A 24863-nucleotide genomic window follows, 5' to 3' on the forward strand; every position below is an offset into this window, starting at 1 on the left:
CCAGCCCGTTGCTCGGATGCGCATGAGATCCTCGGCGGAGAAGCAGACGCGGTCATCGGGAGCGCGCATGCGCGACAACTGGCGCCGCCTCAACGGACCAGCGCGAATCTCCGGCGTCGATCTCGCGCGCGGGCTCGCCGTCGTCGGGATGTTCGCCGCGCACCTGCTGCTGACCGCCGAGAACTTCGTCTGGACAGAGCCCGAGACCTGGACGGCGATCGTCGACGGGCGCTCGTCGATCCTGTTCGCGACGCTCGCCGGGGTGTCGATCGGGCTGGTCACCGGGGGAAGCACACCGTTTCCCGATGCGCGGATGGCATGGGCGCGGTGGAAGCTGGTGCTGCGCGCGCTGATGCTGCTCGCCCTCGGCATCCTGCTGATCCTCACTGGAGTCCCGGTCTTCGTCATCCTGCCCGCCTACGCGATCCTGTTCCTGCTGGCCTTGCCGTTCACCCGGCTCCGAGCCGGCACTGTGCTGTGGACGGCGGCCGGACTCGCGGTGGTCATGCCGCTCGTGCAGCCGGCACTGGCGGCGCTGCCGATCTGGGAGGCACCCTTTCGCGACGAGATCGACGCGATGATCGGCTGGCACTACCCGTTCACGGTGTGGATCGCCTTCGTGCTCGCAGGCCTCGGCGTCGCTCGCGCCGGCGTGACGGGGCTCGCCGTTCAACTGCGGATGCTGGTGATCGGATCCGTGCTCGCCGTCATCGGTTACGGACTCGCCGGCCTGCCATCCCCGGCGCGAGGCACGTACTGGGACGCGGTCTGGACAGATGAGCCCCACTCGTCAGGTGTGTTCGAGGCCATCGGCTCCGGTGGCTTCGCGATCGCGGTGCTGGCTGCCTGCCTGCTGGTGTGCCGCGTCGGTGCGGTGAGGATGCTGACGCTGCCGTTGCGCGCCACCGGTGCGATGCCGCTCACGGCCTACACGGCGCAGCTGGTGGTGTGGGCTGTCGTCGCGCTGTTCACGCTGGGCGACACCACGGACTACTTCGGATTCGTCGCCCTCGAACCTTTCTGGCCGATGACGATCGGCACCCTCGTCGGCTGCACGGCGTGGGCGCTGCTGATCGGCCGCGGCCCGCTGGAATGGGTGCTCGAACGTGCGACGCGATCAGTCGGCCCCAGCAGGGACGCCGACGGGCCGAGTGGCGCGCGCCAGTAGGCTGGATCCATGAGCGACGCGACGCATGAGGGCACGAACGAGGGCGCACTCTGGGGTGCACGATTCGCAAGCGGGCCGTCGCCCGAGCTGGCGGAACTCAGTCGCTCGACGCACTTCGACTGGATTCTCGCGCCCTACGACATCGCCGGTTCGCACGCGCACGCCAAGGCGCTCGCCGCGGCGGGGTACCTCGAGTCCGACGAGGAGCAGCGGATGCATGCCGGCCTCGACTCGGTGGCACGCAGGGTCGCCGACGGCTCACTGCGCCCCGCACCGAGCGACGAAGACGTGCACGGCGCGCTCGAGCAGGCGCTGATCGCCGAACTCGGCCCCGAACTCGGAGGACGTCTGCGCGCGGGGCGCAGCCGCAACGACCAGATCGCGACGCTGGTGCGCATGTACCTGATCGATCACGCCAAGGTCATCGCCCGCGACATCCTGCGCGTCATCGACGCCCTCGTCGCGCAGGCCGAAGCGCATCCTGAGGCGATCCTCCCCGGCCGCACCCACCTGCAGCACGCGCAGCCGGTGCTGCTCGCGCACCACCTCCAGGCGCACGCGTGGCCGCTGGTTCGCGAACTCGAGCGCTTGGTCGACTGGCGCGTCCGCGCCGGTGTCTCACCGTACGGCGGGGGAGCGCTCGCAGGCTCGACACTGGGACTCGACCCGGAGCTCGTGGCTCGCGAACTGGGGCTCGACCGTCCGGCCGAGAACTCCCTCGACGGCACAGCCGCTCGCGACGTCGTGGCGGAGTTCGCCTTCATCACCGCGATGACCGGTGTCGACGTGTCACGATTCGCCGAGGAGATCATCCTCTGGAACACGCGCGAGTTCGGCTTCGTCACTCTTCACGACAGCTGGTCGACGGGTTCGAGCATCATGCCGCAGAAGAAGAACCCCGACATCGCCGAGCTCGCTCGTGGCAAATCCGGTCGTCTCATCGGCAACCTGTCCGGCCTGCTCGCCACCCTCAAGGGTCTGCCGATCGCGTACAACCGCGATCTGCAGGAGGACAAGGAACCGGTCTTCGATTCGGTGAACACGCTCGAGGTCCTGCTGCCGGCGTTCGCCGGAATGGTCGCGACCCTCACCTTCGACACCGAGCGGATGGCCGAACTCGCGCCGCAGGGATTCTCGCTCGCGACCGATGTCGCCGAGTGGCTGGTCAAGCAGCGCGTGCCGTTCCGTGACGCGCACGAGATCTCCGGTGCGCTCGTGAAGGCGTGCGAATCGCAGGGGATCGGGCTCGAGGACGCCTCGGACGAGCTGCTCGCTCAGGTCTCGCCGCATCTCACCCCTGAGGTGCGCGAAGTCCTGAGCATCGAGGGCTCTGTCGCGTCCCGCACCGGCACCGGCGGCACAGCTCCGGTCCGCGTCGCAGAACAGCGCGCCGAGTTGATCGCCCGCGCGCAGGCTGCCGCGCACGCGCTCGGTCTCTGACGCCCGACCTAGTGCAATGCGCCGTCCGCGGCGCTGCGCTCCCAGCGACTGAACTTCACGACCAGGTTCGCACTCGTCGGCGCGGCGAGGAACGGGCCGGCTGAGGCGACGGCGTCTCCGTCGAACGGCGCGACGCGCACCAGGCGCCACTCGCCGTCATCCGCTCGCGCACGCACGATCAGCGCGTCGGCCCAGCGGCTCACGCGCACCGTGATCTCCGACCCGTGCCACTCATCGACGAACCCGACTGACCAGTCCGAGCGGATGTCGGTGACCACGGCGCCGAGCCCGAGGTGGCCGTCGGCGAACTCCAGCCCGGCCTTCATCCAGTGCTCGTCGTCGATCTGGACGAACACGCCGGCCTGATCGAACTGTCCGTCCCAGGGGGCGCGGAAGGAGACCTCCATCGCTTCACCGACGGCCAGGGGTGCGAGGAGCGCATGGGCGTTCTCGTGAACGAACCCGTACGCCGTGTGGCGCCACGCGTCGCTTCCCTCGCGGGCGGTAACGTCGAGGTGGCTCCCCGTGACGCTGCTCGCGGCAGGGGGAGTGGTCCATGTTCCTTCGTTCCAGGCGATCATGCTCGCCACCATATCGGCCGTTGACGTCCTTTGGATACTTTGCGATACTTGGGCCGAAGTATCTCGTAGTATCTCGCGCCGATGGAGGTCCGATGCAGCCGAGTCCGTACACCCCGGGTGAGATCGCACGTGCCGTTCCCGGTCGTGGCGAGCTGATCGAGGAGTTCAACGAGCGGCTCTCGCTTCTGGTCGACCTGCAGCGACTGATCGGCCGCATCCATGTCGCGTTCGGTGAGCGCGGGATCGGCAAGACCTCCCTCCTGCGCGCTTACCAGCGCCTCGCGGAGGAACGCGACGTGCTCTGCATCTGGGTCACCGCGGGGGAGCCGAGCGGACTGATCGCCCAGATCATCGACGGCATCCGCGAGGCGACGAGCTCGTGGCCGCAGGCCACTGCGGCATCGATACGCCAGCACCTCGATGCGCTCACCGTCACAGTGGGCGTCCCGGGGATCGCCTCGGTCAGTGCGAAGACCACCAGGCACGCAGCGCCCGATGCCGTCGGCGCACGCGCGCTCGAGAAGCTGATCCGCGCGACGACGGAGGATCGAAAGCGAGTGAAGGCGCTCGTGCTGTTCATCGACGAAGTGCAGTCCGCCGATGCCGAGGGCATCCGCACGCTCGCCTATGCCTGGCAGCACCTGCAGGCAGAGGCCCCGAACATCCCCGCCGCGGTGTACGCGGCCGGCCTCCCCAACGCGCCGGAGCAGATCGCGGATGCCGTCACCTTCAGCGAGCGCTTCGCATACCGACCGCTCGAGATGCTGTCCGTCGGGGCGCAGGTCGCGGCGCTCCGCGACCCGGCTTCGGAACTGAACGTGACGTGGGAGCCGGACGCGCTCGAACTCGCAGCCGAACTGGCCGTCGGTTACCCCTACGCGGTGCAGCTGTACGGCGACGCCTCCTGGGTCGCCGCCGGGCGACCGGATCCCGGAGGCGCGATCACCCCGCGGCATGTCAAGACCGCCAGGGCCAGCGTCGACCGTGACCTTCGCAACCTCTTCGCCGCCCGCTGGGCGAACACCACGGCGAACCAGCGCCGATTCCTCGTGGCTGTCGCCTGGCTGCAGGCGAACGACGACGCCGTGGACCGCGGCGATCTCGCCGACGTCCTCGACGTGTCATCACGCAGTCTGTCGTCGGTGCGCGCCCGCCTGATCGCGAAGGGTCTGATCCGCTCGGAGGGACACGGGCGTGTGACGATCCCCGTTCCCGGATTCGCGGACTACATCCGCGAGCTCGAAGACGACCCGCGATAGCCGGTCGGCCGGTCATACGATCAGCCGACTCTTCGATCAGAGCGTCGAGCGGTACCAGTCGATCTTCTCCGCGAGCCGCACCTGCTTGGCGAGTACTTCGTCGAGCTGCCGCTGCACGCTGGCAGCGTGCTCCTCGAGCAGAGCGATGCGTTCCGGGACCGTGTCTTCTTCGCGACACAGCTCGCCGTAGCGACGAAGCCGCTCCACAGGCATGCCGGTGTCACGCAAGCACTTGAGGAAATCAAGAGTGCCCAGCTCGGAATCCGAGTAGACCCGATGTCCGCCGGCGGTGCGTCGCACCGGAGCGAGGATTCCTTCGCGCTCGTAGTACCGCAGGGTGTCGATGCTGAATCCACTGCGCTGTGACGCCTCAGCGGGTGTGTACGTCGTCATGACCCGAGCATAGAGCTTGACCTGGAGCGCGCTCCAGGTTGCAGAGTGGGCGCATGACCGCTCAGAACCACCCCGTTTCCCCTCTCGTCCTCGGGGCGATGTCCTTCGGCACCCGCATCGACGAGGACACCTCGTTCGCGCTGCTCGACCGCTTCGTCGAACGCGGCGGTGTCTGGATCGACACGGCCGACTGCTACAGCTTCTGGGACAGCCCTACCGGTCACGGCGGGGCCTCGGAAGCGGTTCTCGGTCGCTGGTTCGCCGCGCGCCCCGGGATCCGTGAGAACGTGAGGCTGTCGACGAAGCTGGGTGCCGAGCCACTGTGGCCGGGATCGTGGCCGGAGCGTCGGGCTGGTCTGTCGGCTCGCGCGATCCGCGAGGCGGTGGCGGGCAGTCTCGATCGACTCGGGATCGATCAGATCGATCTGCTCTGGTTGCACCAGGAGGATCGATCAGTGCCGATCGAAGAGACGGTGGAGGCACTTGCCGAACTGACCTCGGCGAACACCGTGCGTCGCGTCGGCGCATCCAACCATCCGGCATGGCGGGTCGAGCGCGCACGCGCGCATGCGACGCAGATCGGAAGCCTTCCGATCGACGCGTTCCAGCTCAACAGCACCTATCTGCGGGCCCGGCCAGGCACACGGCTGCCAGGAGTCATCCACCGGTTCGGAGTGCTCGACGACGAACAACGCGACTACGCGACCGAGCACGGCATCGAGATGTGGGCGTACACCCCGCTCCTGTCCGGGGCCTACGACAACCCGCACAAGGCGATCGCAGAGGTCTACGACCACCCAGGCAACACCCGGCGCCTCGCAGTGCTCAACGAGATAGCGGGCGAGCGCGGCGTGCAGCGCGGTCAGGTCGTGCTCGCATGGCTGCTGGCCCACGGCATCCGTCCGATCCTGGGTGGGAGCCGACTCGACCAGCTCGAGACGGCGATGGATGCTGCGGTACTGACCCTCACGCCTGACGAGCTCGACGCGATGGATGCACCGGCCTGAGGGGGCAGCGGCGCGCTGATAGCCTGAGACGCGTGTCGAATTCTGATCTGACGACTGCTGAACCCGCGATCGACCCCACGTTCGAGAACGTGTGGGACGAACTCGTGTGGCGCGGCCTCGTCCACGTGTCCACCGACCAGGAGGCGCTGCGCGCCCTTCTCGCCGGAGACCCGATCACGTATTACTGCGGGTTCGACCCGACCGCTCCGAGCCTGCACCTGGGCAACCTCGTGCAGTTGCTCACGATGCGCCGGATCCAGCTCGCCGGCCATAAGCCGCTCGGCCTCGTCGGCGGCTCGACCGGACTCATCGGCGACCCGCGGCCGACAGCCGAACGCACCCTGAACACGCCGGAGACCGTCGCCGAATGGGTCGGCCGTCTTCGCGCGCAGGTCGAGCGCTACCTGAGCTTCGAGGGCGAGAACGCGGCCAGGATGGTGAACAACCTCGACTGGACGGCGCCGATGTCGGCGATCGACTTCCTGCGCGAGATCGGCAAGCACTACCGCGTCGGCACGATGCTGAAGAAGGATGCCGTCGCCGCGCGCCTGAACTCCGACGAGGGCATCAGCTACACCGAGTTCAGCTACCAGATCCTGCAGGGCATGGACTACCTCGAGCTCTACCGCCAGTACGACTGCGTGCTGCAGACCGGCGGATCCGACCAGTGGGGCAACCTCACCAGCGGAACGGACCTCATCCGTCGCGCCGAGGGAGTCTCGGCGCACGCGATAGGCACGCCGCTGATCACCAACAGCGACGGCACCAAGTTCGGCAAGAGCGAGGGCAACGCGATCTGGCTCGACGCCGAGATGTGCAGCCCGTACCGGATGTACCAGTTCTGGCTCAGCACGGCCGACGCCGACGTCATCGAGCGCCTGAAGATCTTCACTTTCCTCCCGCGCGCCGAGATCGAGGAGTACGCGCAGCTCGTGGAGGCCGAGCCGTTCCGTCGTGCCGGCCAGAAGCGCCTGGCGCTCGAGGTGGTCGCCACCGTGCACGGGACGGATGCGACGGCAGCGGTCATCGCGGCGTCCGAGGCACTGTTCGGTCAGGGCGATCTGACCTCGCTGGATGCGCCGACGCTGCGATCTGCGCTCGAGGAACTGCCGAACGCGACGGTCGCAGCGGGTACACCCGTCGTCGACGCGCTCGTCGAGACCGGTCTCGTCGCGAGCCTGTCCGAGGCGCGTCGGGCGATCGCCCAGGGCGGAGTCTCGCTGGACGGCGCACGGGTCGAGGACGACGCCGCGATCATCGAGGGAAGCCTGCCGGGAGGGGTGTCGGTGCTGCGCCGAGGCAAGAAGACACTCGCCGGCGTCTTCATCGGCTGATGCCGTTCACACCGAGTCATGCGGTCGTCGCGCTGCCGTTCATCCGCACACCGCTGATCCCGGCGGCGATCGCGATCGGGGCGATGACGCCGGACCTTCCCCTGTTCCTCCGCGGATTCGGTGTCACTTACGGGTTCACACACACGTACGCGAACGTGCTCTGGACGATGGTGCTCGCCTTCGGGTTGTTCCTCATCTGGCGCGTCGTGCTGCGGCCCACGGCATCCGAGCTGTCGCCGCGCTGGCTGGCTCGCCGGCTTCCGAGCGAATGGGACGAACCAGCCGCGGATGCCGCATCGAAGGCGGTCGGGATCGGACAGGGCCGGTCGTACATTCCGCTGCTCGTCGTCTCGCTGCTGCTCGGTGTCGTCTCACACATCCTGTGGGATGAGTTCACCCACGCCGCGCGCCTGGGTCTTCAGCTCTTTCCGGCGTTGGCCGAGCAGTGGGGCCCGTTGCAGGGCTTCAAATGGCTGCAACACGGATCGAGCGTCGTCGGACTCGTCATCATCGGCATCTGGGTGCTGCTCCGATTGCGTCGCAGCGAGAGCCGCGATGCCGGCGCGCGAGCGATGCCGGGCTGGGTTCGGGTGTCGTGGTGGATCTCGCTTCCGGTGATCCTCCTCGTCGCGTGGCTGATCGGCTATCTGGCCTACGGCCCGTTCACCGCGGAGTTCACGCTTCAGCATCTGGCCTATCGGGTACTGCCGGCCGCGTGCGGAATCTGGGCGATGCTCACGCTCGTTCTGTGCGTGGTGACAGCCATCGTGGGCGGTCGCCGCCCCACGGGCGCGGCGCGGCGAAGCTGAAGCCCGGCAGCGCTGACGCCGCTGTCACGACCGAGCGTCCATCGACGAGGAACTCTTGGCTGTGCGCGGCTGCATCGATCTGACGCTCTGGTCGCGGCTCATCGCGTCGTGGCATTGCGAGCAACTCAGCGGCCACGCGTCGCAGCGAAGTCTCCACGTGCCAGGTGCCGCCCTCAGCCATGCGGCGACGGAGCGTCTCGCAGACCGCCGCAGCCAGAAGATAGCCGGCACTGTGATCGAGTGCCTGCGCCGGAAGTGCGCCGGGGCGCTCGCCATCGGGCGACTCGATCATCGCGATGCCCGACTCCGCTTGCACCAGCGAGTCGAATCCCGCGCGGTCAGGGTACGCGGTGCCCCAGGCGCTCAACTGCGCGATGATCAGGCCAGGATGCTGTTCGGCGAGGAGCTCGGGGGAGAGCCCGAGGCGCGCGAGTGCCGACGGACGGTAGCCGAGCACGACGACATCCGCGTCCTTCAGCAGCGATGTCATCTGCGCGGATCGTGCGTCCAATCGGGCGCTGCGCTTGCCGTGACCGGTGTCGAAGTGCTGCCACTCCGGTTCGTCGAGCCGCGGTGGATCGATGCGCAGCACCTCGGCGCCGAGAACGGCGAGAGTGCGCGTGCAGACCGGGCCGGCGATCACACGGGTGAGGTCGAGAACGCGGATGCCGCGAAGCGGCGCAGCCGGATCGGCGCGAGCCGTTCCCTCCGACCACGCGGACCGTGTCGGCGCTTCGCCGATGCGCCGGACTTCGACGAGAGGGTGCGAGCGCAGTGTCGCGTCGAAGTCCGGGTTCTCTCGTGCGACGGGGACGGCGAGGCCTCCGCCGGACGTGATGCGGTCGATGGAATCCACAACGGATGCTGCGGCGAAAGCTGCACGCAGATCATCGGCGTCAGCATCCGCAGACAACCCGAGACCGCGACGAAGAGCGCTTGCGTGATGCGGGTAGTTCCCGTGGGTGCGAAGCCAGCCGTCACCCGCCCGCCAGAATCCGGAGAACGGCGACCACACGGATGGGGGCTCGCCATCGATGCGCAGCAGGCGGTCGCTGCGATACGCCATCGCGATCCGGTCGGGATTCGGATCGGTAGGAGTCGACTCGCCGATGGCCCGAAGCACCGCAGTCACGCTGGCCCAGGCAAGATCACCGGTCGCCAGGCGAGAGGGGAGCGGGACTGACAAGCTCATCTGTGCTCCGATCGGCCGAGCGCACGCCAAGCCTGGATGCGCACGCGCCACGATTGATCGGCGGTGGCGGCGAGGACGACTTCGGTGCGGTCGGGGCCGAGATGCAGCAGTGCGCGCGCGCCCCATACGCGTGACCAGTACGCCAGCCAGCCGTGCGTCCCTCGGAGCCAGGCGATGTCGGGGTACGCGGAGTCATCGGCGGTGGTACGTCCGACGAGCAGCTCTTCCGACCAGCGCACGACGAGATCGCGCCCGAAGACCTCGGCCGCCATAGCGACACACTCCCGCGGCGAAAGGCGGCGGTCGGGGAGTGCATCCATGGTCGCGATCGTACGCCGAGGAGGGCATTCCGAGCAGAAAACGGGCGTGACCAGGACTGATGATTCTGCGCCGCACAGGCGACACGCCCGGGATGATCCCGTGATTTGCCGGACCCCCGGTTCCCGCGTAACTTATTACCTGTTCGCCCCACAGGGTTGAGCAAGGGCCAAGGCTCAGCTCCCCTCAAGCGGTAGAACAACTCCCCAAACACAGAACATCACCTCGGTGAGATGCTGTGTGGGGATGCTCTGTGGCCCCGCAGATCGTGACCGAGTTCGCTCGGATCGCCGATTTGACAAACGGAAGCCACGGGGTAAGATTGAGAAGTTGCCCTTCGGGCCTGGTTGTGATGACTGGGTCGGGGGAGCGTCCGATCCTTGAGAACTCAACAGCGTGCACTTGTCAAATGCCAAATTATCCTCGTCCATTGACTTCGGTTGATGGTTGAGAATTCCTTTGGATCAAAGACCAGCCCTTCCGGGGGTTGGCATTTTAAATGAAGTCAGTTTGATTCATTTCTTTGGTCAGTTCAAACTCGCTGTTCATGCCTTTTTCCGGTGTGTTCAGTTTTTTTCTTTTACGGAGAGTTTGATCCTGGCTCAGGATGAACGCTGGCGGCGTGCTTAACACATGCAAGTCGAACGATGAAGCCCAGCTTGCTGGGTGGATTAGTGGCGAACGGGTGAGTAACACGTGAGCAACCTGCCCCTGACTCTGGGATAAGCGCTGGAAACGGCGTCTAATACTGGATACGAACAGCGACCGCATGGTCAGTTGTTGGAAAGATTTATTGGTTGGGGATGGGCTCGCGGCCTATCAGCTTGTTGGTGAGGTAATGGCTCACCAAGGCGTCGACGGGTAGCCGGCCTGAGAGGGTGACCGGCCACACTGGGACTGAGACACGGCCCAGACTCCTACGGGAGGCAGCAGTGGGGAATATTGCACAATGGGCGCAAGCCTGATGCAGCAACGCCGCGTGAGGGATGACGGCCTTCGGGTTGTAAACCTCTTTTAGCAGGGAAGAAGCGAGAGTGACGGTACCTGCAGAAAAAGCACCGGCTAACTACGTGCCAGCAGCCGCGGTAATACGTAGGGTGCAAGCGTTATCCGGAATTATTGGGCGTAAAGAGCTCGTAGGCGGTTTGTCGCGTCTGCTGTGAAATCTGGGGGCTCAACCCCCAGCCTGCAGTGGGTACGGGCAGACTAGAGTGCGGTAGGGGAGATTGGAATTCCTGGTGTAGCGGTGGAATGCGCAGATATCAGGAGGAACACCGATGGCGAAGGCAGATCTCTGGGCCGTAACTGACGCTGAGGAGCGAAAGGGTGGGGAGCAAACAGGCTTAGATACCCTGGTAGTCCACCCCGTAAACGTTGGGAACTAGTTGTGGGGTCCATTCCACGGATTCCGTGACGCAGCTAACGCATTAAGTTCCCCGCCTGGGGAGTACGGCCGCAAGGCTAAAACTCAAAGGAATTGACGGGGACCCGCACAAGCGGCGGAGCATGCGGATTAATTCGATGCAACGCGAAGAACCTTACCAAGGCTTGACATATACGAGAACGGGCCAGAAATGGTCAACTCTTTGGACACTCGTAAACAGGTGGTGCATGGTTGTCGTCAGCTCGTGTCGTGAGATGTTGGGTTAAGTCCCGCAACGAGCGCAACCCTCGTTCTATGTTGCCAGCACGTAATGGTGGGAACTCATGGGATACTGCCGGGGTCAACTCGGAGGAAGGTGGGGATGACGTCAAATCATCATGCCCCTTATGTCTTGGGCTTCACGCATGCTACAATGGCCGGTACAATGGGCTGCAATACCGTGAGGTGGAGCGAATCCCAAAAAGCCGGTCCCAGTTCGGATTGAGGTCTGCAACTCGACCTCATGAAGTCGGAGTCGCTAGTAATCGCAGATCAGCAACGCTGCGGTGAATACGTTCCCGGGTCTTGTACACACCGCCCGTCAAGTCATGAAAGTCGGTAACACCTGAAGCCGGTGGCCTAACCCCTTGTGGGAGGGAGCTGTCGAAGGTGGGATCGGTAATTAGGACTAAGTCGTAACAAGGTAGCCGTACCGGAAGGTGCGGCTGGATCACCTCCTTTCTAAGGAGCAACTGGCAGCCTTTGGCTGTCCAGACCCCAGATCGAAGGCGTATGTTCTTCGCTGGGAGCTCATGGGTGGAACATTTGACATGGCATTCGGACCGAGAGTGGTTCTTAGTACGTGGCTTCGGCTACTGGAACGGGATGCTTGAGGAAAGGGTGTCTGCACGCTGTTGGGTCCTGAGGGACCGGAACCGGTTTGATCTCCTTCGGGGGGTTGGATGGGGACTGGGTCTTCTGGACCTTTTGCTGTTTCTGGCTTTGGCTGGGGATGGTTTAAGGTACCGCCCGTACTTTGAGAACTACACAGTGGACGCGAGCATCTTGCAGCTGATCATCGATCAGTTGCACAAGATGATCTTAAAGATCATTAGTCAATTTCAGACGCACACCTTCGGGTGTGGGTCGAGTTTTTGATTCAAACTCATGTGATTTCAAGTCTTTAAGAGCAAACGGTGGATGCCTTGGCATCTGGAGCCGAAGAAGGACGTAGCAATCTGCGATAAGCCTCGGGGAACTGATAAGCAAGTTTTGATCCGAGGGTGTCCGAATGGGGAAACCCCGCTGGGCGGCGTGCCGACCTAGTGACTCCCGCCTGAATATATAGGGCGGGTAGAGGGAACGTGGGGAAGTGAAACATCTCAGTACCCACAGGAAGAGAAAGCAACCGCGATTCCGTTAGTAGTGGCGAGCGAAACCGGATCAGGCTAAACCGAGTATGTGTGATATCCGGCAGGAGTTGCATATTCGGGGTTGTGGGACTCACCAGTCATCTCTGCCGAGATGGCGACGTTACAGAAGCGTATAGACGAACGGTCTTGAAAGGCCGGTCATAGAGGGTGCCAACCCCGTAGTCGAAATGCGTGTTCTGGCGTGGAGAGTATCCCAAGTAGCACGGGGCCCGAGAAATCCCGTGTGAATCTGTCAGGACCACCTGATAAGCCTAAATACTTCCAGATGACCGATAGCGGACAAGTACCGTGAGGGAAAGGTGAAAAGTACCCCGGGAGGGGAGTGAAATAGTACCTGAAACCGTTTGCTTACAAACCGTTGGAGCCTCCTTAGTAGGGGTGACAGCGTGCCTTTTGAAGAATGAGCCTGCGAGTTAGCGATATGTGGCGAGGTTAACCCGTGTGGGGTAGCCGTAGCGAAAGCGAGTCTGAATAGGGCGATTCAGTCGCATGTCCTAGACCCGAAGCGAAGTGATCTATCCATGGCCAGGTTGAAGCGTGTGTAAGAGCACGTGGAGGACCGAACCCACTTAGGTTGAAAACTGAGGGGATGAGCTGTGGATAGGGGTGAAAGGCCAATCAAACTTCGTGATAGCTGGTTCTCTCCGAAATGCATTTAGGTGCAGCGTTGCGTGTTTCTTGCCGGAGGTAGAGCTACTGGATGGCCGATGGGCCCTACAAGGTTACTGACGTCAGCCAAACTCCGAATGCCGGTAAGTGAGAGCGCAGCAGTGAGACTGTGGGGGATAAGCTTCATAGTCGAGAGGGAAACAACCCAGACCACCAACTAAGGTCCCTAAGCGCGTGCTAAGTGGGAAAGGATGTGGAGTTGCTGTGACAACCAGGAGGTTGGCTTAGAAGCAGCCACCCTTGAAAGAGTGCGTAATAGCTCACTGGTCAAGTGATTCCGCGCCGACAATGTAACGGGGCTCAAGCACGCCACCGAAGTTGTGGCATTGACATTATTGGTAGGCCTTCGTGGTCCAGCCGTGTTGATGGGTAGGAGAGCGTCGTGTGGCCAGCGAAGCGGCGGTGTGAACCAGCCGTGGAGGCTACACGAGTGAGAATGCAGGCATGAGTAGCGAAAGACGTGTGAGAAACACGTCCTCCGAAAGACCAAGGGTTCCAGGGTCAAGCTAATCTTCCCTGGGTAAGTCGGGACCTAAGGCGAGGCCGACAGGCGTAGTCGATGGACAACGGGTTGATATTCCCGTACCGGCGAAGAACCGCCCAAGCTAATCCAGTGGTGCTAAGTATCTGAATCCTCATGACCGGATCCCTTCGGGGTGATGGGGTGAGGCCTAGCGTACGACCCCATGCTGGTGCGGTTAGCGTATTAACAGGTGTGACGCAGGAAGGTAGTCCATGCCAGGCGATGGTAGTCCTGGTGCAAGTGTGTAGGCCGAGTCGTAGGCAAATCCGCGACTCACATAGGCTGAGACATGATGCGGATAAAAAGTGGATGATCCTATGCTGCCAAGAAAAGCATCGACGCGAGGTTCTAGCCGCCCGTACCCCAAACCGACTCAGGTGGTCAGGTAGAGAATACCAAGGAGATCGAGAGAATCGTGGTTAAGGAACTCGGCAAAATGCCCCCGTAACTTCGGGAGAAGGGGGGCCATCCACTTATACGGACTTGCTCCGAAAAGGGTGTGGTGGCCGCAGAGACTAGTGGGTAGCGACTGTTTACTAAAAACACAGGTCCGTGCCAAGTCGCAAGACGATGTATACGGACTGACGCCTGCCCGGTGCTGGAAGGTTAAGAGGACCGGTTAGCCGCAAGGCGAAGCTGAGAATTTAAGCCCCAGTAAACGGCGGTGGTAACTATAACCATCCTAAGGTAGCGAAATTCCTTGTCGGGTAAGTTCCGACCTGCACGAATGGCGTAACGACTTCCCAACTGTCTCAACCGCGAACTCGGCGAAATTGCATTACGAGTAAAGATGCTCGTTACGCGCAGCAGGACGGAAAGACCCCGTGACCTTTACTACAGCTTTGTATTGGTGTTCGGTGTGGCTTGTGTAGGATAGGTGGGAGACTTTGAAGCCATGACGCCAGTTATGGTGGAGTCATTGTTGAAATACCACTCTGGTCACTCTGGATATCTAACTTCGAACCGTGATCCGGTTCAGGGACAGTGCATGGTGGGTAGTTTAACTGGGGCGGTTGCCTCCCAAAAAGTAACGGAGGCGCCCAAAGGTTCCCTCAACCTGGTTGGTAATCAGGTGGCGAGTGTAAGTGCACAAGGGAGCTTGACTGTGAGACTGACAGGTCGAGCAGGGACGAAAGTCGGGACTAGTGATCCGGCAGTGGCTTGTGGAAGCGCTGTCGCTCAACGGATAAAAGGTACCTCGGGGATAACAGGCTGATCTTGCCCAAGAGTCCATATCGACGGCATGGTTTGGCACCTCGATGTCGGCTCGTCGCATCCTGGGGCTGGAGTAGGTCCCAAGGGTTGGGCTGTTCGCCCATTAAAGCGGTACGCGAGCTGGGTTTAGAACGTCGTGAGACAGTTCGGTCCCTATCCGCTGCGCGCGTAGGAAATTTGAGAGGATCTGACCCTAGTACGAGAGGACCGGGTTGGACGAACCTCTGGTGTGTCAGTTGTTCCGCCAGGAGCACCGCTGATTAGCTACGTTCGGGATGGATAACCGCTGAAAGCATCTAAGCGGGAAGCCGGCCTCAAGATGAGATTTCCATACCCTTCGGGGTGAGAGGCTCCCAGCCAGACTACTGGGTTGATAGGCCAGATGTGGAAGTGCAGCAATGCATGCAGCTGACTGGTACTAATAAGCCGATGACTTGATAACACACCAAAGTTTGTTGGTGCTACGCGTCCACTGAGTGGTTCTCGATGTACGGTCGAGAACCCTAAACACACGTTCACGCGTGTACTTTAGGTTTTTGAAACATCAATAGTGTTTCGGCGGCCATAGCGTGAGGGAAACGCCCGGTCACATTCCGAACCCGGAAGCTAAGCCTCACAGCGCCGATGGTACTGCAGGGGGGACCCTGTGGGAGAGTAGGACACCGCCGAACTTCTTCTAAACAAAATGGCCACCCAACGCAGGGTGGCCATTTTGCGTTGTACAGGAAGTTGAGAGAATCAGATCATGCCCAATGAGGACGAGCGTCGACCACGACGCGAAGACGATTCCGCCCGACGCAACGATCGTCAGGGCCGTCCTCCGCGCACTGATCGCTCGTCTTCGTCCGGCAGCAGGGGCGCTCCGCGTCGTGATGGCGAGGGAGCACCGCGCCGTGAAGGCTCAGGCGCTCCGCGTCGTGAGGGTTCCGGCGCGCCACGTCGCGATGGCGCCACGCCGCGTCGCGATGGCGGTTACCAGAGTCGCGATGGAGCACCTCGTCGCGAAGGTGGTCCGCAGAAGCGTGAGGGTGGCTATCAGAAGCGAGACGGCGCGCCGCCGCGTCGCGATGGCGCCCCGCCCCGCCGCGAGGGTGGCTACCAGGGCCGCGACGGCGCGCCTCGCCGTGACGGTGGAGGCGCTCCGCGACGCGATGGCGGCTACGTCAAGCGTGATGGCGCGGCCCCTCGACGTGACGGGGCTGCACCACGCCGCGACGGTGACCGGCCAGGCGGCGGATACCAGAAGCGTGAAGGCGGCTATCAGGGTCGTGACAGCTCTCCTCGCCGCGACGATCGCAGCTCCGGCGGGCGCGGGTTCCCGCAGCGCGGTGGCAGCGACCGCGAGCGTCCTGACCGCCGGTCCGACGACCGTCCGCGTCACGACGATCCGATCGTGCCTGAGGATGTCACGCCCAACGATCTGCACGCCTCGGCTCGCAACGAGCTGAAGACACTGAGCAAGGAGAACGCCGAGCAGGTCGCCCGGCATCTTGCCATGGCCGCGCGCCTGATCGATGAGGACCCCGCCCTCGCCCACCAGCATGCCCTCTCCGCATCCCGTCGAGCGGGCCGCATCGCCATCGTGCGCGAGTCGCTCGGCATCACCGCCTATGCGACCGGTGACTTCGCACTCGCCCTGCGCGAGTTGCGCACATACCGCCGCATCTCCGGCAAGGACGATCAGATCGCCCTCATGGTCGACAGCGAGCGTGGCATCGGGCGCCCGGACCGTGCTCTCGAGACCGGCCGCGCAGCGGATCGTTCTAAGCTCCCGACGCCGGTGCGCGTCGCCCTCGCCATCGCCATGTCTGGCGCACGACTCGACCTCGGCGAGACCGAGCTCGCTCTCGGGGAACTGCAGATCCCCGAGCTGGACCCTGATCGTGCTTTCGAGTGGAGCCCCGCGCTGTTCGCCGCTCACGCGGCCGTCCTGGAAGACCTCGGTCGTGACGACGAAGCCGCCTTCTGGGCCGAGCGCGCCGATGTCGCCGCCGACGCGCTCGGAATGGGCGGCGATGACGAGGATGAGATCTTCGTCGAAGACGGCCTGATCGAAGGCGAACTGCCCGACGAGCCGACGCGCAAGATCGATGAGCCGACCAGCAAGATCGACGAGCCGGCGAAGACCGTCGAAGAGCCGAACACGTCTGTCGAGGCGACGGAAGAGGAGTCCTGAGTGGGGCTTTTCTCCCGGTCGCGCCCGACTCCGCTCGATGGCGTCGACGTCGTTCTCGCTGATCTTGACGGCGTCGTGTACGCCGGCCCAGGGGCCTTGCCGCACGCCGTGCAGAGTCTCAACCTGGTCGCCAGTACTCGACGTGTCGGCTACATCACGAACAATGCGTCCCGCACCGACGCATCCGTAGCAGAGCACCTGACGTCTCTCGGATTGACGGTGCAGGCACGCGAGGTCGTCACGAGCCCACAGGCGGCGATGCGCTTGCTCGCGTCCATGGTCCCCGCCCCAGCCACGCTGCTCATCGTCGGCGGTGAGGGGCTCGTCGTGGAGGCCGAGAAGGCCGGTTACACCGTCACCCGCAGCGCAGAAGACGCGCCGGATGCTGTCGTGCAGGGCTTTGCTCCCGAGGTCGCGTGGACCGACCTGGCGGAGGCCGCGTTCGCGCTGAAGGTGCCGGAGGAAGAGGGCGGCATCCCGTGGATCGCCACCAACAGCGACTGGACGATCCCACGCGAACGCGGCATCGCTCCGGGCAATGGCACTCTCGTCTCGGCCGTGCACACCGCTGTGGGCCGCCTGGCCACCGTGGCCGGCAAGCCGGAGGTGCCGATCTTCGAAGAGGCGATCGCGCGCTTCGGCGCCACCAAGACGCTGTTCATCGGTGACCGCCTCGACACCGACATCATGGGCGCCGTGCGCGTGGGCATCGACTCCGTACTGGTGCTCACCGGAATCGATCGGCCCAAGCATGTGCTGGCGGCGCCGGAGGGATCCAGACCCACGTACATCCTCGGCGACCTTCGCGAGCTGCACGAGCCATACCCGCAGACCGAGCGCAAGGACGGCGTCGTCACCGTGAACGGCGCATCCGTGCGAGTGGTCGGGGGAGACGTCGAGATCCTCGCCGAGGGCTCACGGCAGATCGACCTGGTGCGCGCCGGTGCGACCGCGATCTGGGAGTCCGGTACGCCCATCTTCGTGCTGCGTGTGCCCGAGAAGCTCTATGAGGACCCGTTCCATCGTCCATGAGTCGCGCATCCGCCGTGCCTCACCTGGCACGTCAGGACCGCGCCGTAGAGTGGAGGCGTGAGCGATGAGACGACTGCAACGCCGACCGACGGGCTGTGGAGCCGGTTGCGCCTGATCGAAGGGCAGCCGCTGGCCGACCGTGCCGACGCATATTCGACTCTGCACGACGAACTCTTCCGCCGCCTCGAGAGCGGCACCAAGCTCGACGCCCGCGACAAGATGCCGTCGGGAGACCGGTGACGCGCCTCGACGCCGCCCTCGCTGCCCGCGGACTCGCACGTTCGCGCTCGCACGCAGCCACACTCATCGCAGCGGGTGTCGTGAGCGTCGACGGCCGCCAGATCATCAAAGCCTCCACCTCGGTGAGCGATGAGGCCGTGATCACGCTCGCCGAGACCGATCACTACGTGAGTCGCGGTGCGCAAAAACTGGTCGCCGCACTCGAAGCGTTCGAAGTCGTCGTCGACGGGCGGCTCGCGCTCGACATGGGCGCCTCCACCGGCGGGTTCACCCAGGTGCTCCGCGAACGTGGGGCGCGCAAGGTTCTCGCGGTGGACGTCGGACACGATCAACTCGCGGCATCCATCGCAGCAGACCCGGCCGTCGTGAGCGTCGAAGGCTTCAATGTGCGCCATATGACGCGTGACGGTCTCGCCGAGGCGACCGGAGAGACGGATGCTCCCGAGCTGATCGTCGGCGATCTGTCGTTCATCTCCCTTGAGCTGGTCATGCCGGCAGTCGCTGCTGTCGCAGCATCCGATTCCGATATCGTCCTGCTCGTGAAACCGCAGTTCGAGGTCGGACGCACTGCCGTGCGCGGCGGATTGGTGACCGACCCCGCCACTCGAGCGGATGCCGTCGCCCGGGTGATCTGGAACGGGTGGGACGCCGGATTCGGCATGCTCGGGATCATCGCTTCGCCGATCCTCGGCACGCACGGGAATGCGGAATTCGTCGTTCACATGGCGCCCGGCCGGGGGAGCAATCCGACACAATGGAGAGACCGGATCGACGAACTGGCTGGAGGACGATGAACGAGCGAAACATCCTGGTCGTCGCCCATGCCGGGCGGTCCGACACAGTCGCCGCCGCTCGTCGCGTCATCGAGTTGCTTCGCAGCGCAGGTGCACGCCCGGTGCTCGCTCCAGACGACCGCGCCGAGCTCTCCGCCGTCGACACCGACTTCGGTGAGGTCGTCGCACTGGGCGAAGACGTCGGCGTCGACGATCTGGAGCTCGCGATCGTGTTGGGCGGTGATGGCACGATCCTGCGCGCGGCCGAACTCGTCCGTGGCGCCAACAGCGCACCGGTGCTCGGCATCAACATGGGGCATGTCGGATTCCTCGCCGAGATCGAACGCGACGCGATGGACGATGCCGTGCAGCGCGTCATCGCGCGCGACTACGCGGTCGAAGAGCGACTGGCGCTCGCTGTGCGGGTCAAAGACGCTGAGGGCAAGGTCGTCTTCGAGACGTGGGCTCTCAACGAGGCGACCGTCGAGAAGGCGAGTCGGGAGCGGATGATCGAGGTCGTCGTCGAGATCGACGGCCGTCCGCTGTCGAGCTATGGCTGCGACGGCATGGTCATCTCGACCCCCACGGGCTCGACCGCATACAACTTCTCCGCTGGAGGACCGGTGATCTGGCCGAGCGTCGAGGCCATCACGGTGATCCCGCTCTCCGCGCACGCCCTGTTCGCCCGGTCTCTCGTCGTCAGCCCCGATGCCTCGGTGGCGATCGAGATGCTCGAACGCACGGCGGGCACAGGCATCCTCTGGTGCGACGGCCGACGTTCGCACGAGCTTCCGCCCGGCGCGCGCGTGGTCGCCCGCCGCTCATCCCGCCCGGTGCGCCTCGCCCGTCTGCATCCGACAGCGTTCACCGATCGGCTGGTGCGCAAGTTCCAGCTCCCCGTCGCCGGATGGCGCGGACAGGACGGGGGCGCGTCGGCGTGATCGAGGAGATGCGCATGCAAGGGCTCGGCGTCATCGCCGATGCCGTCCTGCCGCTCGGCCCAGGATTCACCGCGATCACCGGAGAGACGGGCGCAGGCAAGACCATGGTCGTCACAGGTCTCGGCCTGCTGCTCGGTCAGCGCGCGGACTCAGGTGCCGTGCGTGCAGGGTCGCCGCAGGCGTCGGTCGCCGGTGTCTGGGTCGTCCCTGAGCACGGCGTTGTGGCCGACATCGTCACGGATGCCGGAGGCGACCTCGAGCCGCTCGACGACGGCCACGGCGAACTTTATGTGTCACGCACTCTCACCGCTGAAGGACGCAGCCGTGCAAGCGTCGGCGGACGGGCGGCGCCGGCTGGAGTGCTCTCCGCCCTCGCCGATGAACTCGTCGTCGTGCACGGGCAGTCCGAACAACTGCGTCTTCGGTCGACAGCCGCTCAGCGCGACGCGCTGGATCGCTTCGGAGGCGCGCCGATCGCGGACGCTCTCGCGACCTACGGGGCCGCATTCGCACGCTGGCGCGAACTGGATGCCGAGATCGTCGAGATCGCCGACAATCGTGACCGCAGGGCCGAGGAGGCTCAGCGATTGCGCGAAGCGCTCGCCTTGATCGAGGCGACCGCACCGGAACCGGGTGAGGACATGGCTCTCGCCGAGCGGTCCGAGCGCCTCTCCAATGCCGAGGAACTCAGGATCGCGGCGTCCCTCGCGCACAACGCCCTCTCGAGCGAGGAGGGCGAAGCCGACGCATCCGCACTCATCGCAGAGGCACGACGGAACCTGGAGCGCGCGACAGATCCGGCGCTCACCGAGATCTCCGAATCGATCGCCGACCTCGGGTATCGCATCGCGGATATTGCTGGTCAGCTCTCCGCATACCTCGCCGACCTGGACGAGACAGGGCCGCACGAGCTCGCCGCGGTCGAGGAGCGACGGGCGGCGCTCACGACGTTGATCCGTGCGCACGGGTCATTGGATGATGCGCTCGAGGTGTGGCAGACCGGCTCTGCACGGCTCGCCGAGCTCGACGACGACGACGATCGCCTCGAGCGGTTGCAGACCGAGAGAGACGCCGCACGCGCAGCGCTCGACGACGCCGCGACGTCGCTGACCTCCGCGCGCACGGAGGCTGCGGGGCGCCTCGGCGCCGCCGTGACTGACGAGCTGCACGCTCTCGCCATGCCGGACGCTCGACTCGAGGTCGCGGTCCGTGAGGGCAGCGAGAGCACGCATGGGCGCGACGACGTCGCCATCCTGCTGGCACCGCACCCCGGCGCAGAACCACGATCTGTCGCGAAGAGCGCGTCCGGCGGAGAACTCTCGCGAGTGATGCTCGCGATCGAGGTCGTGATCGCGGGCACCGACCCGGTTCCGACGTTCGTCTTCGACGAGGTGGATGCCGGCATCGGCGGTGCTGCGGCGATCGAAGTGGGTCGGCGACTCGCCCGGCTTGCAGAGACGTCGCAAGTCATCGCGGTGACGCACCTCGCGCAGGTCGCAGCCTTCGCGTCCAACCATCTTTCCGTCGTGAAAGCCAACGATGGCGCGGTCACCGCGTCCAGCGTGCGGCGTCTGGAGGGGGAGGACCGAGAAGCGGAGATGGCGCGGCTGCTGTCGGGACTGACCGATTCGGATGCCGCGATCACCCACGCCCGAGAACTTCTCAGCCTTGCGGTCTGAGCGAACTGTTAGGATCGAAGCCCGTGATGAACTCTTCTGACGCGGGGCCCAAGAACGACACGACCAAGCACATCTTTGTGACCGGTGGTGTCGTTTCGTCTTTGGGTAAGGGCCTCACGGCCGCCAGCCTGGGAAACCTGCTCACCGCCCGCGGAGTCCGCGTCGTGATGCAGAAACTCGACCCCTACCTGAACGTCGACCCCGGCACCATGAACCCGTTCCAGCACGGTGAGGTGTTCGTCACCGACGACGGTGCGGAGACCGACCTCGACATCGGGCACTACGAGCGTTTCCTCGACATCAACCTGTCGCAGGCGGCCAACGTCACCACCGGCCAGATCTACTCGCAGGTGATCGCGCGGGAGCGCCGCGGCGAGTACCTCGGCGACACCGTGCAGGTCATCCCGCACATCACCGACGAGATCAAGCGCCGCATGCGCCTGCAGGCGGATGAGACTCCGAAGCCGGACGTCATCATCACCGAGGTCGGCGGCACTGTCGGTGACATCGAGTCGCAGCCGTTCCTCGAGGCCGCGCGTCAGCTGCGCCATGAGCTCGGCCGCGACAGCGTGTTCTTCGTGCATGTCTCGCTCGTGCCGTTCATGGGTGCCTCGGGTGAGCAGAAGACCAAGCCGACGCAGCACTCCGTCGCGGCGCTCCGCCAGGTCGGTATCCAGCCGGACGCATTGGTGCTGCGCAGCGATCGCCCCGTCAGCGAGAGCAACCGCAACAAGATCGCGCTGATGTGCGACGTCGACGTCGAAGGCGTCATCAACACCGTCGACCTGCCCAGCATCTACGACATCCCCTCGACACTGAACGACCAGGGCCTCGACTCCTACATCGTCCGCCGCCTCGGACTGGATTCCAAGGCAGCGCCAGAGGTCGACTGGACGCGCTGGCAGAAGGTCCTGCAGGCCGTGCACAACCCGAAGCACGAAGTCACGATCGGCCTGGTCGGCAAGTACATCGACCTGCCTGACGCGTACCTCTCGGTCACCGAAGCACTGCGGGCCGGTGGCTTCGCGCACGAGGCTCACGTCAGCATCCGCTGGATCCCGTCCGACTCGTGCGAGACCCCAGAGGGCGCGGCCAAGGCACTGTCGGACGTCGACGGCATCTGCGTGCCCGGTGGGTTCGGCATCCGCGGCATCGAAGGCAAGCTCGGGGCGCTGAAGTTCGCTCGCGAACAAGGCATCCCGACGCTCGGCCTGTGCCTGGGTCTGCAGTGCATGGTCATCGAGTACGGCCGCAACGTCGCCGGCATCGCCGGGGCCTCCTCGAGCGAGTTCGATCCCGAGACCTCCGAGCCGGTCATCGCGACGATGGCCGAGCAGGTCGAGATCCTCGACGGCGGTGACCTCGGTGGCACCATGCGCCTCGGCCTCTATGAGGCCGAGCTCGGCGAGGGCACGCTGGCTCGTGAACTGTACGGCACAGCCCAGGCATCCGAGCGGCACCGTCACCGCTACGAGGTCAACAACGCCTACCGCGGCCGCCTGTCCGACGCCGGTCTCGTGTTCTCGGGCCTCAACCCCGACCTCGACCTCGTCGAATACGTCGAGCTGCCGCGCGACGTGCACCCGTACTACATCGCCACGCAGGCGCACCCCGAGCTGCGCTCGCGCCCGACCGCACCGCACCCGCTGTTCCGCGGTCTGATCGGCGCAGCGATCGAGCGACACCGCTCCAGCGAGCTGTTCGACGTCTCAGCCGATGACTGAGCCGCTCCGCTCGCACACTGAGCCCGTCGACGCGCACGCACTGCGAGACGAGCCGTTCGAGCCCGAGGTCGTGAGCAGCGACGTCGTCTACAAGGGCTGGGTGTGGGACGTGCGCTCCGACCGCGTCGCCTACGGTGACGGCGAGATCATCCGGGAGTACGTGGATCACACCGGAGCTGTCGCCGTGCTCGCTCTCGATGACGCCGGTCGGGTGCTCCTGATCCAGCAGTACCGGCATCCGATCCGTCACCGTGACTGGGAGCTCCCCGCCGGGCTGCTCGACATCGAGGGGGAGGACCCTCTTGTCGCTGCGCAGCGCGAACTGGCGGAGGAGGCCGACCTCGTCGCCCAGGAGTGGCAGTTGCTCGTGTCGACCTGGACGACTCCGGGCGGCAACAACGAGATGATCCGCATCTACCTCGCCACCGGGATCCAGACGGCGCCTGCCGCGTATGCCCGCGAAGACGAGGAAGCCGACATCCGGGTGGAGTGGGTTCCGCTCTCCGACGCCGTGGATGCCGTGCTCGAGGGAAGGCTGCGCAACGGCATCCTCTCGCTCGGCGTGCTCGCAGCCGAGCGGAGATTGCGGGGCTGAACGTGCGGCTGGATCGTGCGATCGATGCCTATCTCAGGCACGTCACGATCGAGCGCGGCCTCTCCGAGCACACCGTCGGGGCGTATCGCCGCGACCTCGGCGTGTATCTGGAGTGGCTGACGGAGGCCGGCGTCGACGACACGACCGCGGTGACGGGCGCCATCATCAGCCGGTTCATCTCCGACCGTTCGAGCATCGTGCCGCCGCCTGCGGCGACGAGTCTCGCACGCCTGCAGTCGTCCGTGCGGGGTCTGCACCGTTTTCTGGTGCGCGAGGGGATCGAGTCGGAGGATCCGACCGGACGGCTGCGACCGCCCAAGATGTCGCAGCGTCTGCCCAAGGCGCTCACGATCGATCAGGTCGAGCGGCTGCTGGCCGCGCCATCCGCGGAGGAGCCCATCGGCATCCGCGACCGCGCGCTGCTGGAGCTGCTCTACGCGACGGGAGCGCGCGTCTCCGAGGCCGTGGGCCTGGACGTCGACGACCTCGCGCACGGCGACGTGCTGCGCCTGCGTGGGAAAGGGTCCAAGGAGCGCATCGTGCCGATCGGATCCTTCGCGCGGGATGCCGTCGACGCGTACCTCACTCGCGTGAGGCCTGACCTCGCGGCGAAAGGAAGGGCGTCGGCGCGGCTCTTCCTCGGCGCGCGAGGCGCGCCGTTGTCGCGGCAGAGCGCCTGGCTGGTCATTCGCGCCGCAGCCGGCGCCGCGCACATCACCTCCGAGGTGTCGCCGCACACTCTGCGCCACTCGTTCGCCACCCATCTGCTGCAGGGCGGTGCCGATGTGAGAGTGGTGCAGGAGTTGCTGGGGCATGCGTCGGTCGCGACGACGCAGATCTACACGCACGTGTCGGTCGACACGCTCCGCGACATCTACGCGACCTCGCATCCGCGAGCGCGCTGACGGCGCCATTCCGCGGGATCGCCGAGGCCGCACCCCGCGTATCCATGCGTAAATCGCTACAATCGAGCAAGCACTACGGAAGCAGGAGAATCGG

The 24863-nt window shown here is 64.9% G+C and carries 20 protein-coding genes and 3 rRNA genes; 19 read left to right on the forward strand and 4 right to left on the reverse strand.

Annotated elements, in window-relative coordinates; all coding sequences use genetic code 11:
* Window positions 1-22 precede the first annotated feature (22 nt).
* Window positions 23-1168, forward strand: coding sequence for a heparan-alpha-glucosaminide N-acetyltransferase domain-containing protein (locus tag ACP7AR_RS01785; RefSeq protein ID WP_426181978.1), 1146 nt, complete (start codon window positions 23-25; stop codon window positions 1166-1168).
* A gap of 9 nt (window positions 1169-1177) precedes the next feature.
* Entirely contained in the window at window positions 1178-2608 is a 1431-nt protein-coding gene (gene argH / locus ACP7AR_RS01790) for an argininosuccinate lyase (RefSeq protein WP_426181980.1), read from the forward strand.
* Window positions 2609-2616: 8 nt separating this feature from the next.
* Here the strand turns inward: argH and ACP7AR_RS01795 are convergent, their stop codons facing one another.
* Complete coding sequence (locus ACP7AR_RS01795) at window positions 2617-3189, reverse strand: DUF1349 domain-containing protein (protein WP_426181983.1); 573 nt, start codon at window positions 3187-3189, stop codon at window positions 2617-2619.
* Window positions 3190-3281: 92 nt separating this feature from the next.
* On the opposite strand from ACP7AR_RS01795, the gene ACP7AR_RS01800 reads away from it, so the two are divergent.
* Entirely contained in the window at window positions 3282-4448 is a 1167-nt protein-coding gene (locus tag ACP7AR_RS01800) for an ATP-binding protein (protein ID WP_426181985.1), read from the forward strand.
* 36 nt (window positions 4449-4484) lie between these two features.
* Here ACP7AR_RS01800 and ACP7AR_RS01805 read toward each other — a convergent pair whose 3' ends face one another.
* Window positions 4485-4841 carry a MerR family transcriptional regulator gene (locus ACP7AR_RS01805; protein WP_426181987.1) on the reverse strand — a complete coding sequence of 119 codons (357 nt, stop codon included), beginning with the start codon at window positions 4839-4841 and terminating at the stop codon, window positions 4485-4487.
* Between the two features lie 53 nt (window positions 4842-4894).
* Between ACP7AR_RS01805 and ACP7AR_RS01810 the strand changes: the two genes are divergently transcribed.
* The 3 genes from ACP7AR_RS01810 to ACP7AR_RS01820 are packed head-to-tail and all read left to right on the forward strand — an operon-like array spanning window position 4895 to window position 7991.
* Window positions 4895-5848 (forward strand): aldo/keto reductase, encoded by a 954-nt coding sequence (locus ACP7AR_RS01810; RefSeq protein WP_426181990.1) that lies wholly within the window; start codon window positions 4895-4897, stop codon window positions 5846-5848.
* 32 nt (window positions 5849-5880) lie between these two features.
* Complete coding sequence (gene tyrS, locus ACP7AR_RS01815; RefSeq protein WP_426181992.1) at window positions 5881-7182, forward strand: tyrosine--tRNA ligase; 1302 nt, start codon at window positions 5881-5883, stop codon at window positions 7180-7182.
* A complete protein-coding gene (locus tag ACP7AR_RS01820) occupies window positions 7182-7991 on the forward strand; it encodes a DUF4184 family protein (protein ID WP_426181995.1) in 810 nt (269 codons plus the stop codon). The genes tyrS and ACP7AR_RS01820 overlap by 1 nt, the downstream gene beginning before the upstream one ends.
* Here ACP7AR_RS01820 and ACP7AR_RS01825 read toward each other — a convergent pair.
* Both ACP7AR_RS01825 and ACP7AR_RS01830 read right to left on the reverse strand, forming a co-directional pair.
* Window positions 7918-9183, reverse strand: coding sequence for a CoA transferase (locus ACP7AR_RS01825; RefSeq protein ID WP_426181998.1), 1266 nt, complete (start codon window positions 9181-9183; stop codon window positions 7918-7920). The genes ACP7AR_RS01820 and ACP7AR_RS01825 overlap by 74 nt on opposite strands.
* Window positions 9180-9503, reverse strand: a complete 324-nt coding sequence (locus ACP7AR_RS01830) for a hypothetical protein (protein ID WP_426182001.1) — start codon at window positions 9501-9503, stop codon at window positions 9180-9182. The genes ACP7AR_RS01825 and ACP7AR_RS01830 overlap by 4 nt, the downstream gene beginning before the upstream one ends.
* A gap of 577 nt (window positions 9504-10080) precedes the next feature.
* On the opposite strand from ACP7AR_RS01830, the gene ACP7AR_RS01835 reads away from it, so the two are divergent.
* From ACP7AR_RS01835 to xerD, 13 genes are all read left to right on the forward strand, one after another.
* A 16S ribosomal RNA gene (locus ACP7AR_RS01835) occupies window positions 10081-11605 on the forward strand.
* 432 nt (window positions 11606-12037) lie between these two features.
* A 23S ribosomal RNA gene (locus tag ACP7AR_RS01840) occupies window positions 12038-15146 on the forward strand.
* 112 nt (window positions 15147-15258) lie between these two features.
* Window positions 15259-15375: ribosomal RNA gene (gene rrf, locus ACP7AR_RS01845) — 5S ribosomal RNA — on the forward strand.
* The 16S, 23S and 5S rRNA genes sit together here, the layout of an rRNA operon.
* 81 nt (window positions 15376-15456) lie before the next feature.
* Window positions 15457-16152 carry a hypothetical protein gene (locus tag ACP7AR_RS01850; protein ID WP_426182003.1) on the forward strand — a complete coding sequence of 232 codons (696 nt, stop codon included), beginning with the start codon at window positions 15457-15459 and terminating at the stop codon, window positions 16150-16152.
* Window positions 16098-16880, forward strand: coding sequence for a hypothetical protein (locus ACP7AR_RS01855; protein ID WP_426182005.1), 783 nt, complete (start codon window positions 16098-16100; stop codon window positions 16878-16880). The genes ACP7AR_RS01850 and ACP7AR_RS01855 overlap by 55 nt, the downstream gene beginning before the upstream one ends.
* A complete protein-coding gene (locus ACP7AR_RS01860) occupies window positions 16881-17912 on the forward strand; it encodes an HAD-IIA family hydrolase (protein WP_426182008.1) in 1032 nt (343 codons plus the stop codon).
* Window positions 17913-17969: 57 nt separating this feature from the next.
* A complete protein-coding gene (locus tag ACP7AR_RS01865) occupies window positions 17970-18152 on the forward strand; it encodes a hypothetical protein (RefSeq protein ID WP_426182010.1) in 183 nt (60 codons plus the stop codon).
* On the forward strand, window positions 18149-18946 hold the full coding sequence (locus ACP7AR_RS01870; RefSeq protein WP_426182013.1) for a TlyA family RNA methyltransferase: 798 nt from the start codon (window positions 18149-18151) through the stop codon (window positions 18944-18946). Before ACP7AR_RS01865 ends, ACP7AR_RS01870 begins: the two co-directional genes overlap by 4 nt.
* Window positions 18943-19866 carry an NAD kinase gene (locus tag ACP7AR_RS01875; protein WP_426182016.1) on the forward strand — a complete coding sequence of 308 codons (924 nt, stop codon included), beginning with the start codon at window positions 18943-18945 and terminating at the stop codon, window positions 19864-19866. Before ACP7AR_RS01870 ends, ACP7AR_RS01875 begins: the two co-directional genes overlap by 4 nt.
* On the forward strand, window positions 19863-21545 hold the full coding sequence (gene recN, locus ACP7AR_RS01880) for a DNA repair protein RecN (protein WP_426187577.1): 1683 nt from the start codon (window positions 19863-19865) through the stop codon (window positions 21543-21545). The genes ACP7AR_RS01875 and recN overlap by 4 nt, the downstream gene beginning before the upstream one ends.
* Before the next feature lie 26 nt (window positions 21546-21571).
* Complete coding sequence (locus tag ACP7AR_RS01885) at window positions 21572-23269, forward strand: CTP synthase (protein WP_426182019.1); 1698 nt, start codon at window positions 21572-21574, stop codon at window positions 23267-23269.
* The gene (locus tag ACP7AR_RS01890) at window positions 23262-23864 is read left to right on the forward strand and encodes an NUDIX domain-containing protein (protein WP_426182021.1); all 603 of its coding nucleotides are present in this window, start codon (window positions 23262-23264) and stop codon (window positions 23862-23864) included. The genes ACP7AR_RS01885 and ACP7AR_RS01890 overlap by 8 nt, the downstream gene beginning before the upstream one ends.
* A 2-nt stretch (window positions 23865-23866) precedes the next feature.
* The gene (gene xerD, locus ACP7AR_RS01895) at window positions 23867-24769 is read left to right on the forward strand and encodes a site-specific tyrosine recombinase XerD (RefSeq protein ID WP_426182023.1); all 903 of its coding nucleotides are present in this window, start codon (window positions 23867-23869) and stop codon (window positions 24767-24769) included.
* Window positions 24770-24863 lie beyond the last annotated feature (94 nt).

The sequence above is a fragment of the Microbacterium sp. TWP3-1-2b2 genome (assembly GCF_049896145.1).
Taxonomy (GTDB): Bacteria; Actinomycetota; Actinomycetes; order Actinomycetales; family Microbacteriaceae; genus Microbacterium.

What these genes read in the sequence shown, in the direction of transcription:
- ACP7AR_RS01885 (WP_426182019.1), top strand. Translation starts at nt 21,572, where the DNA reads ATGAACTCTTCTGACGCGGGGCCCAAGAACGACACGACCAAGCACATC.
- ACP7AR_RS01825 (WP_426181998.1), bottom strand. Translation starts at nt 9,183, where the DNA reads ATGAGCTTGTCAGTCCCGCTCCCCTCTCGCCTGGCGACCGGTGATCTT.
- ACP7AR_RS01850 (WP_426182003.1), top strand. Translation starts at nt 15,457, where the DNA reads ATGAGGACGAGCGTCGACCACGACGCGAAGACGATTCCGCCCGACGCA.
- ACP7AR_RS01875 (WP_426182016.1), top strand. Translation starts at nt 18,943, where the DNA reads ATGAACGAGCGAAACATCCTGGTCGTCGCCCATGCCGGGCGGTCCGAC.
- ACP7AR_RS01830 (WP_426182001.1), bottom strand. Translation starts at nt 9,503, where the DNA reads ATGGATGCACTCCCCGACCGCCGCCTTTCGCCGCGGGAGTGTGTCGCT.
- ACP7AR_RS01820 (WP_426181995.1), top strand. Translation starts at nt 7,182, where the DNA reads ATGCCGTTCACACCGAGTCATGCGGTCGTCGCGCTGCCGTTCATCCGC.
- argH (WP_426181980.1), top strand. Translation starts at nt 1,178, where the DNA reads ATGAGCGACGCGACGCATGAGGGCACGAACGAGGGCGCACTCTGGGGT.
- ACP7AR_RS01810 (WP_426181990.1), top strand. Translation starts at nt 4,895, where the DNA reads ATGACCGCTCAGAACCACCCCGTTTCCCCTCTCGTCCTCGGGGCGATG.
- ACP7AR_RS01795 (WP_426181983.1), bottom strand. Translation starts at nt 3,189, where the DNA reads ATGATCGCCTGGAACGAAGGAACATGGACCACTCCCCCTGCCGCGAGC.
- ACP7AR_RS01785 (WP_426181978.1), top strand. Translation starts at nt 23, where the DNA reads ATGAGATCCTCGGCGGAGAAGCAGACGCGGTCATCGGGAGCGCGCATG.
- ACP7AR_RS01800 (WP_426181985.1), top strand. Translation starts at nt 3,282, where the DNA reads ATGCAGCCGAGTCCGTACACCCCGGGTGAGATCGCACGTGCCGTTCCC.
- ACP7AR_RS01890 (WP_426182021.1), top strand. Translation starts at nt 23,262, where the DNA reads ATGACTGAGCCGCTCCGCTCGCACACTGAGCCCGTCGACGCGCACGCA.
- ACP7AR_RS01805 (WP_426181987.1), bottom strand. Translation starts at nt 4,841, where the DNA reads ATGACGACGTACACACCCGCTGAGGCGTCACAGCGCAGTGGATTCAGC.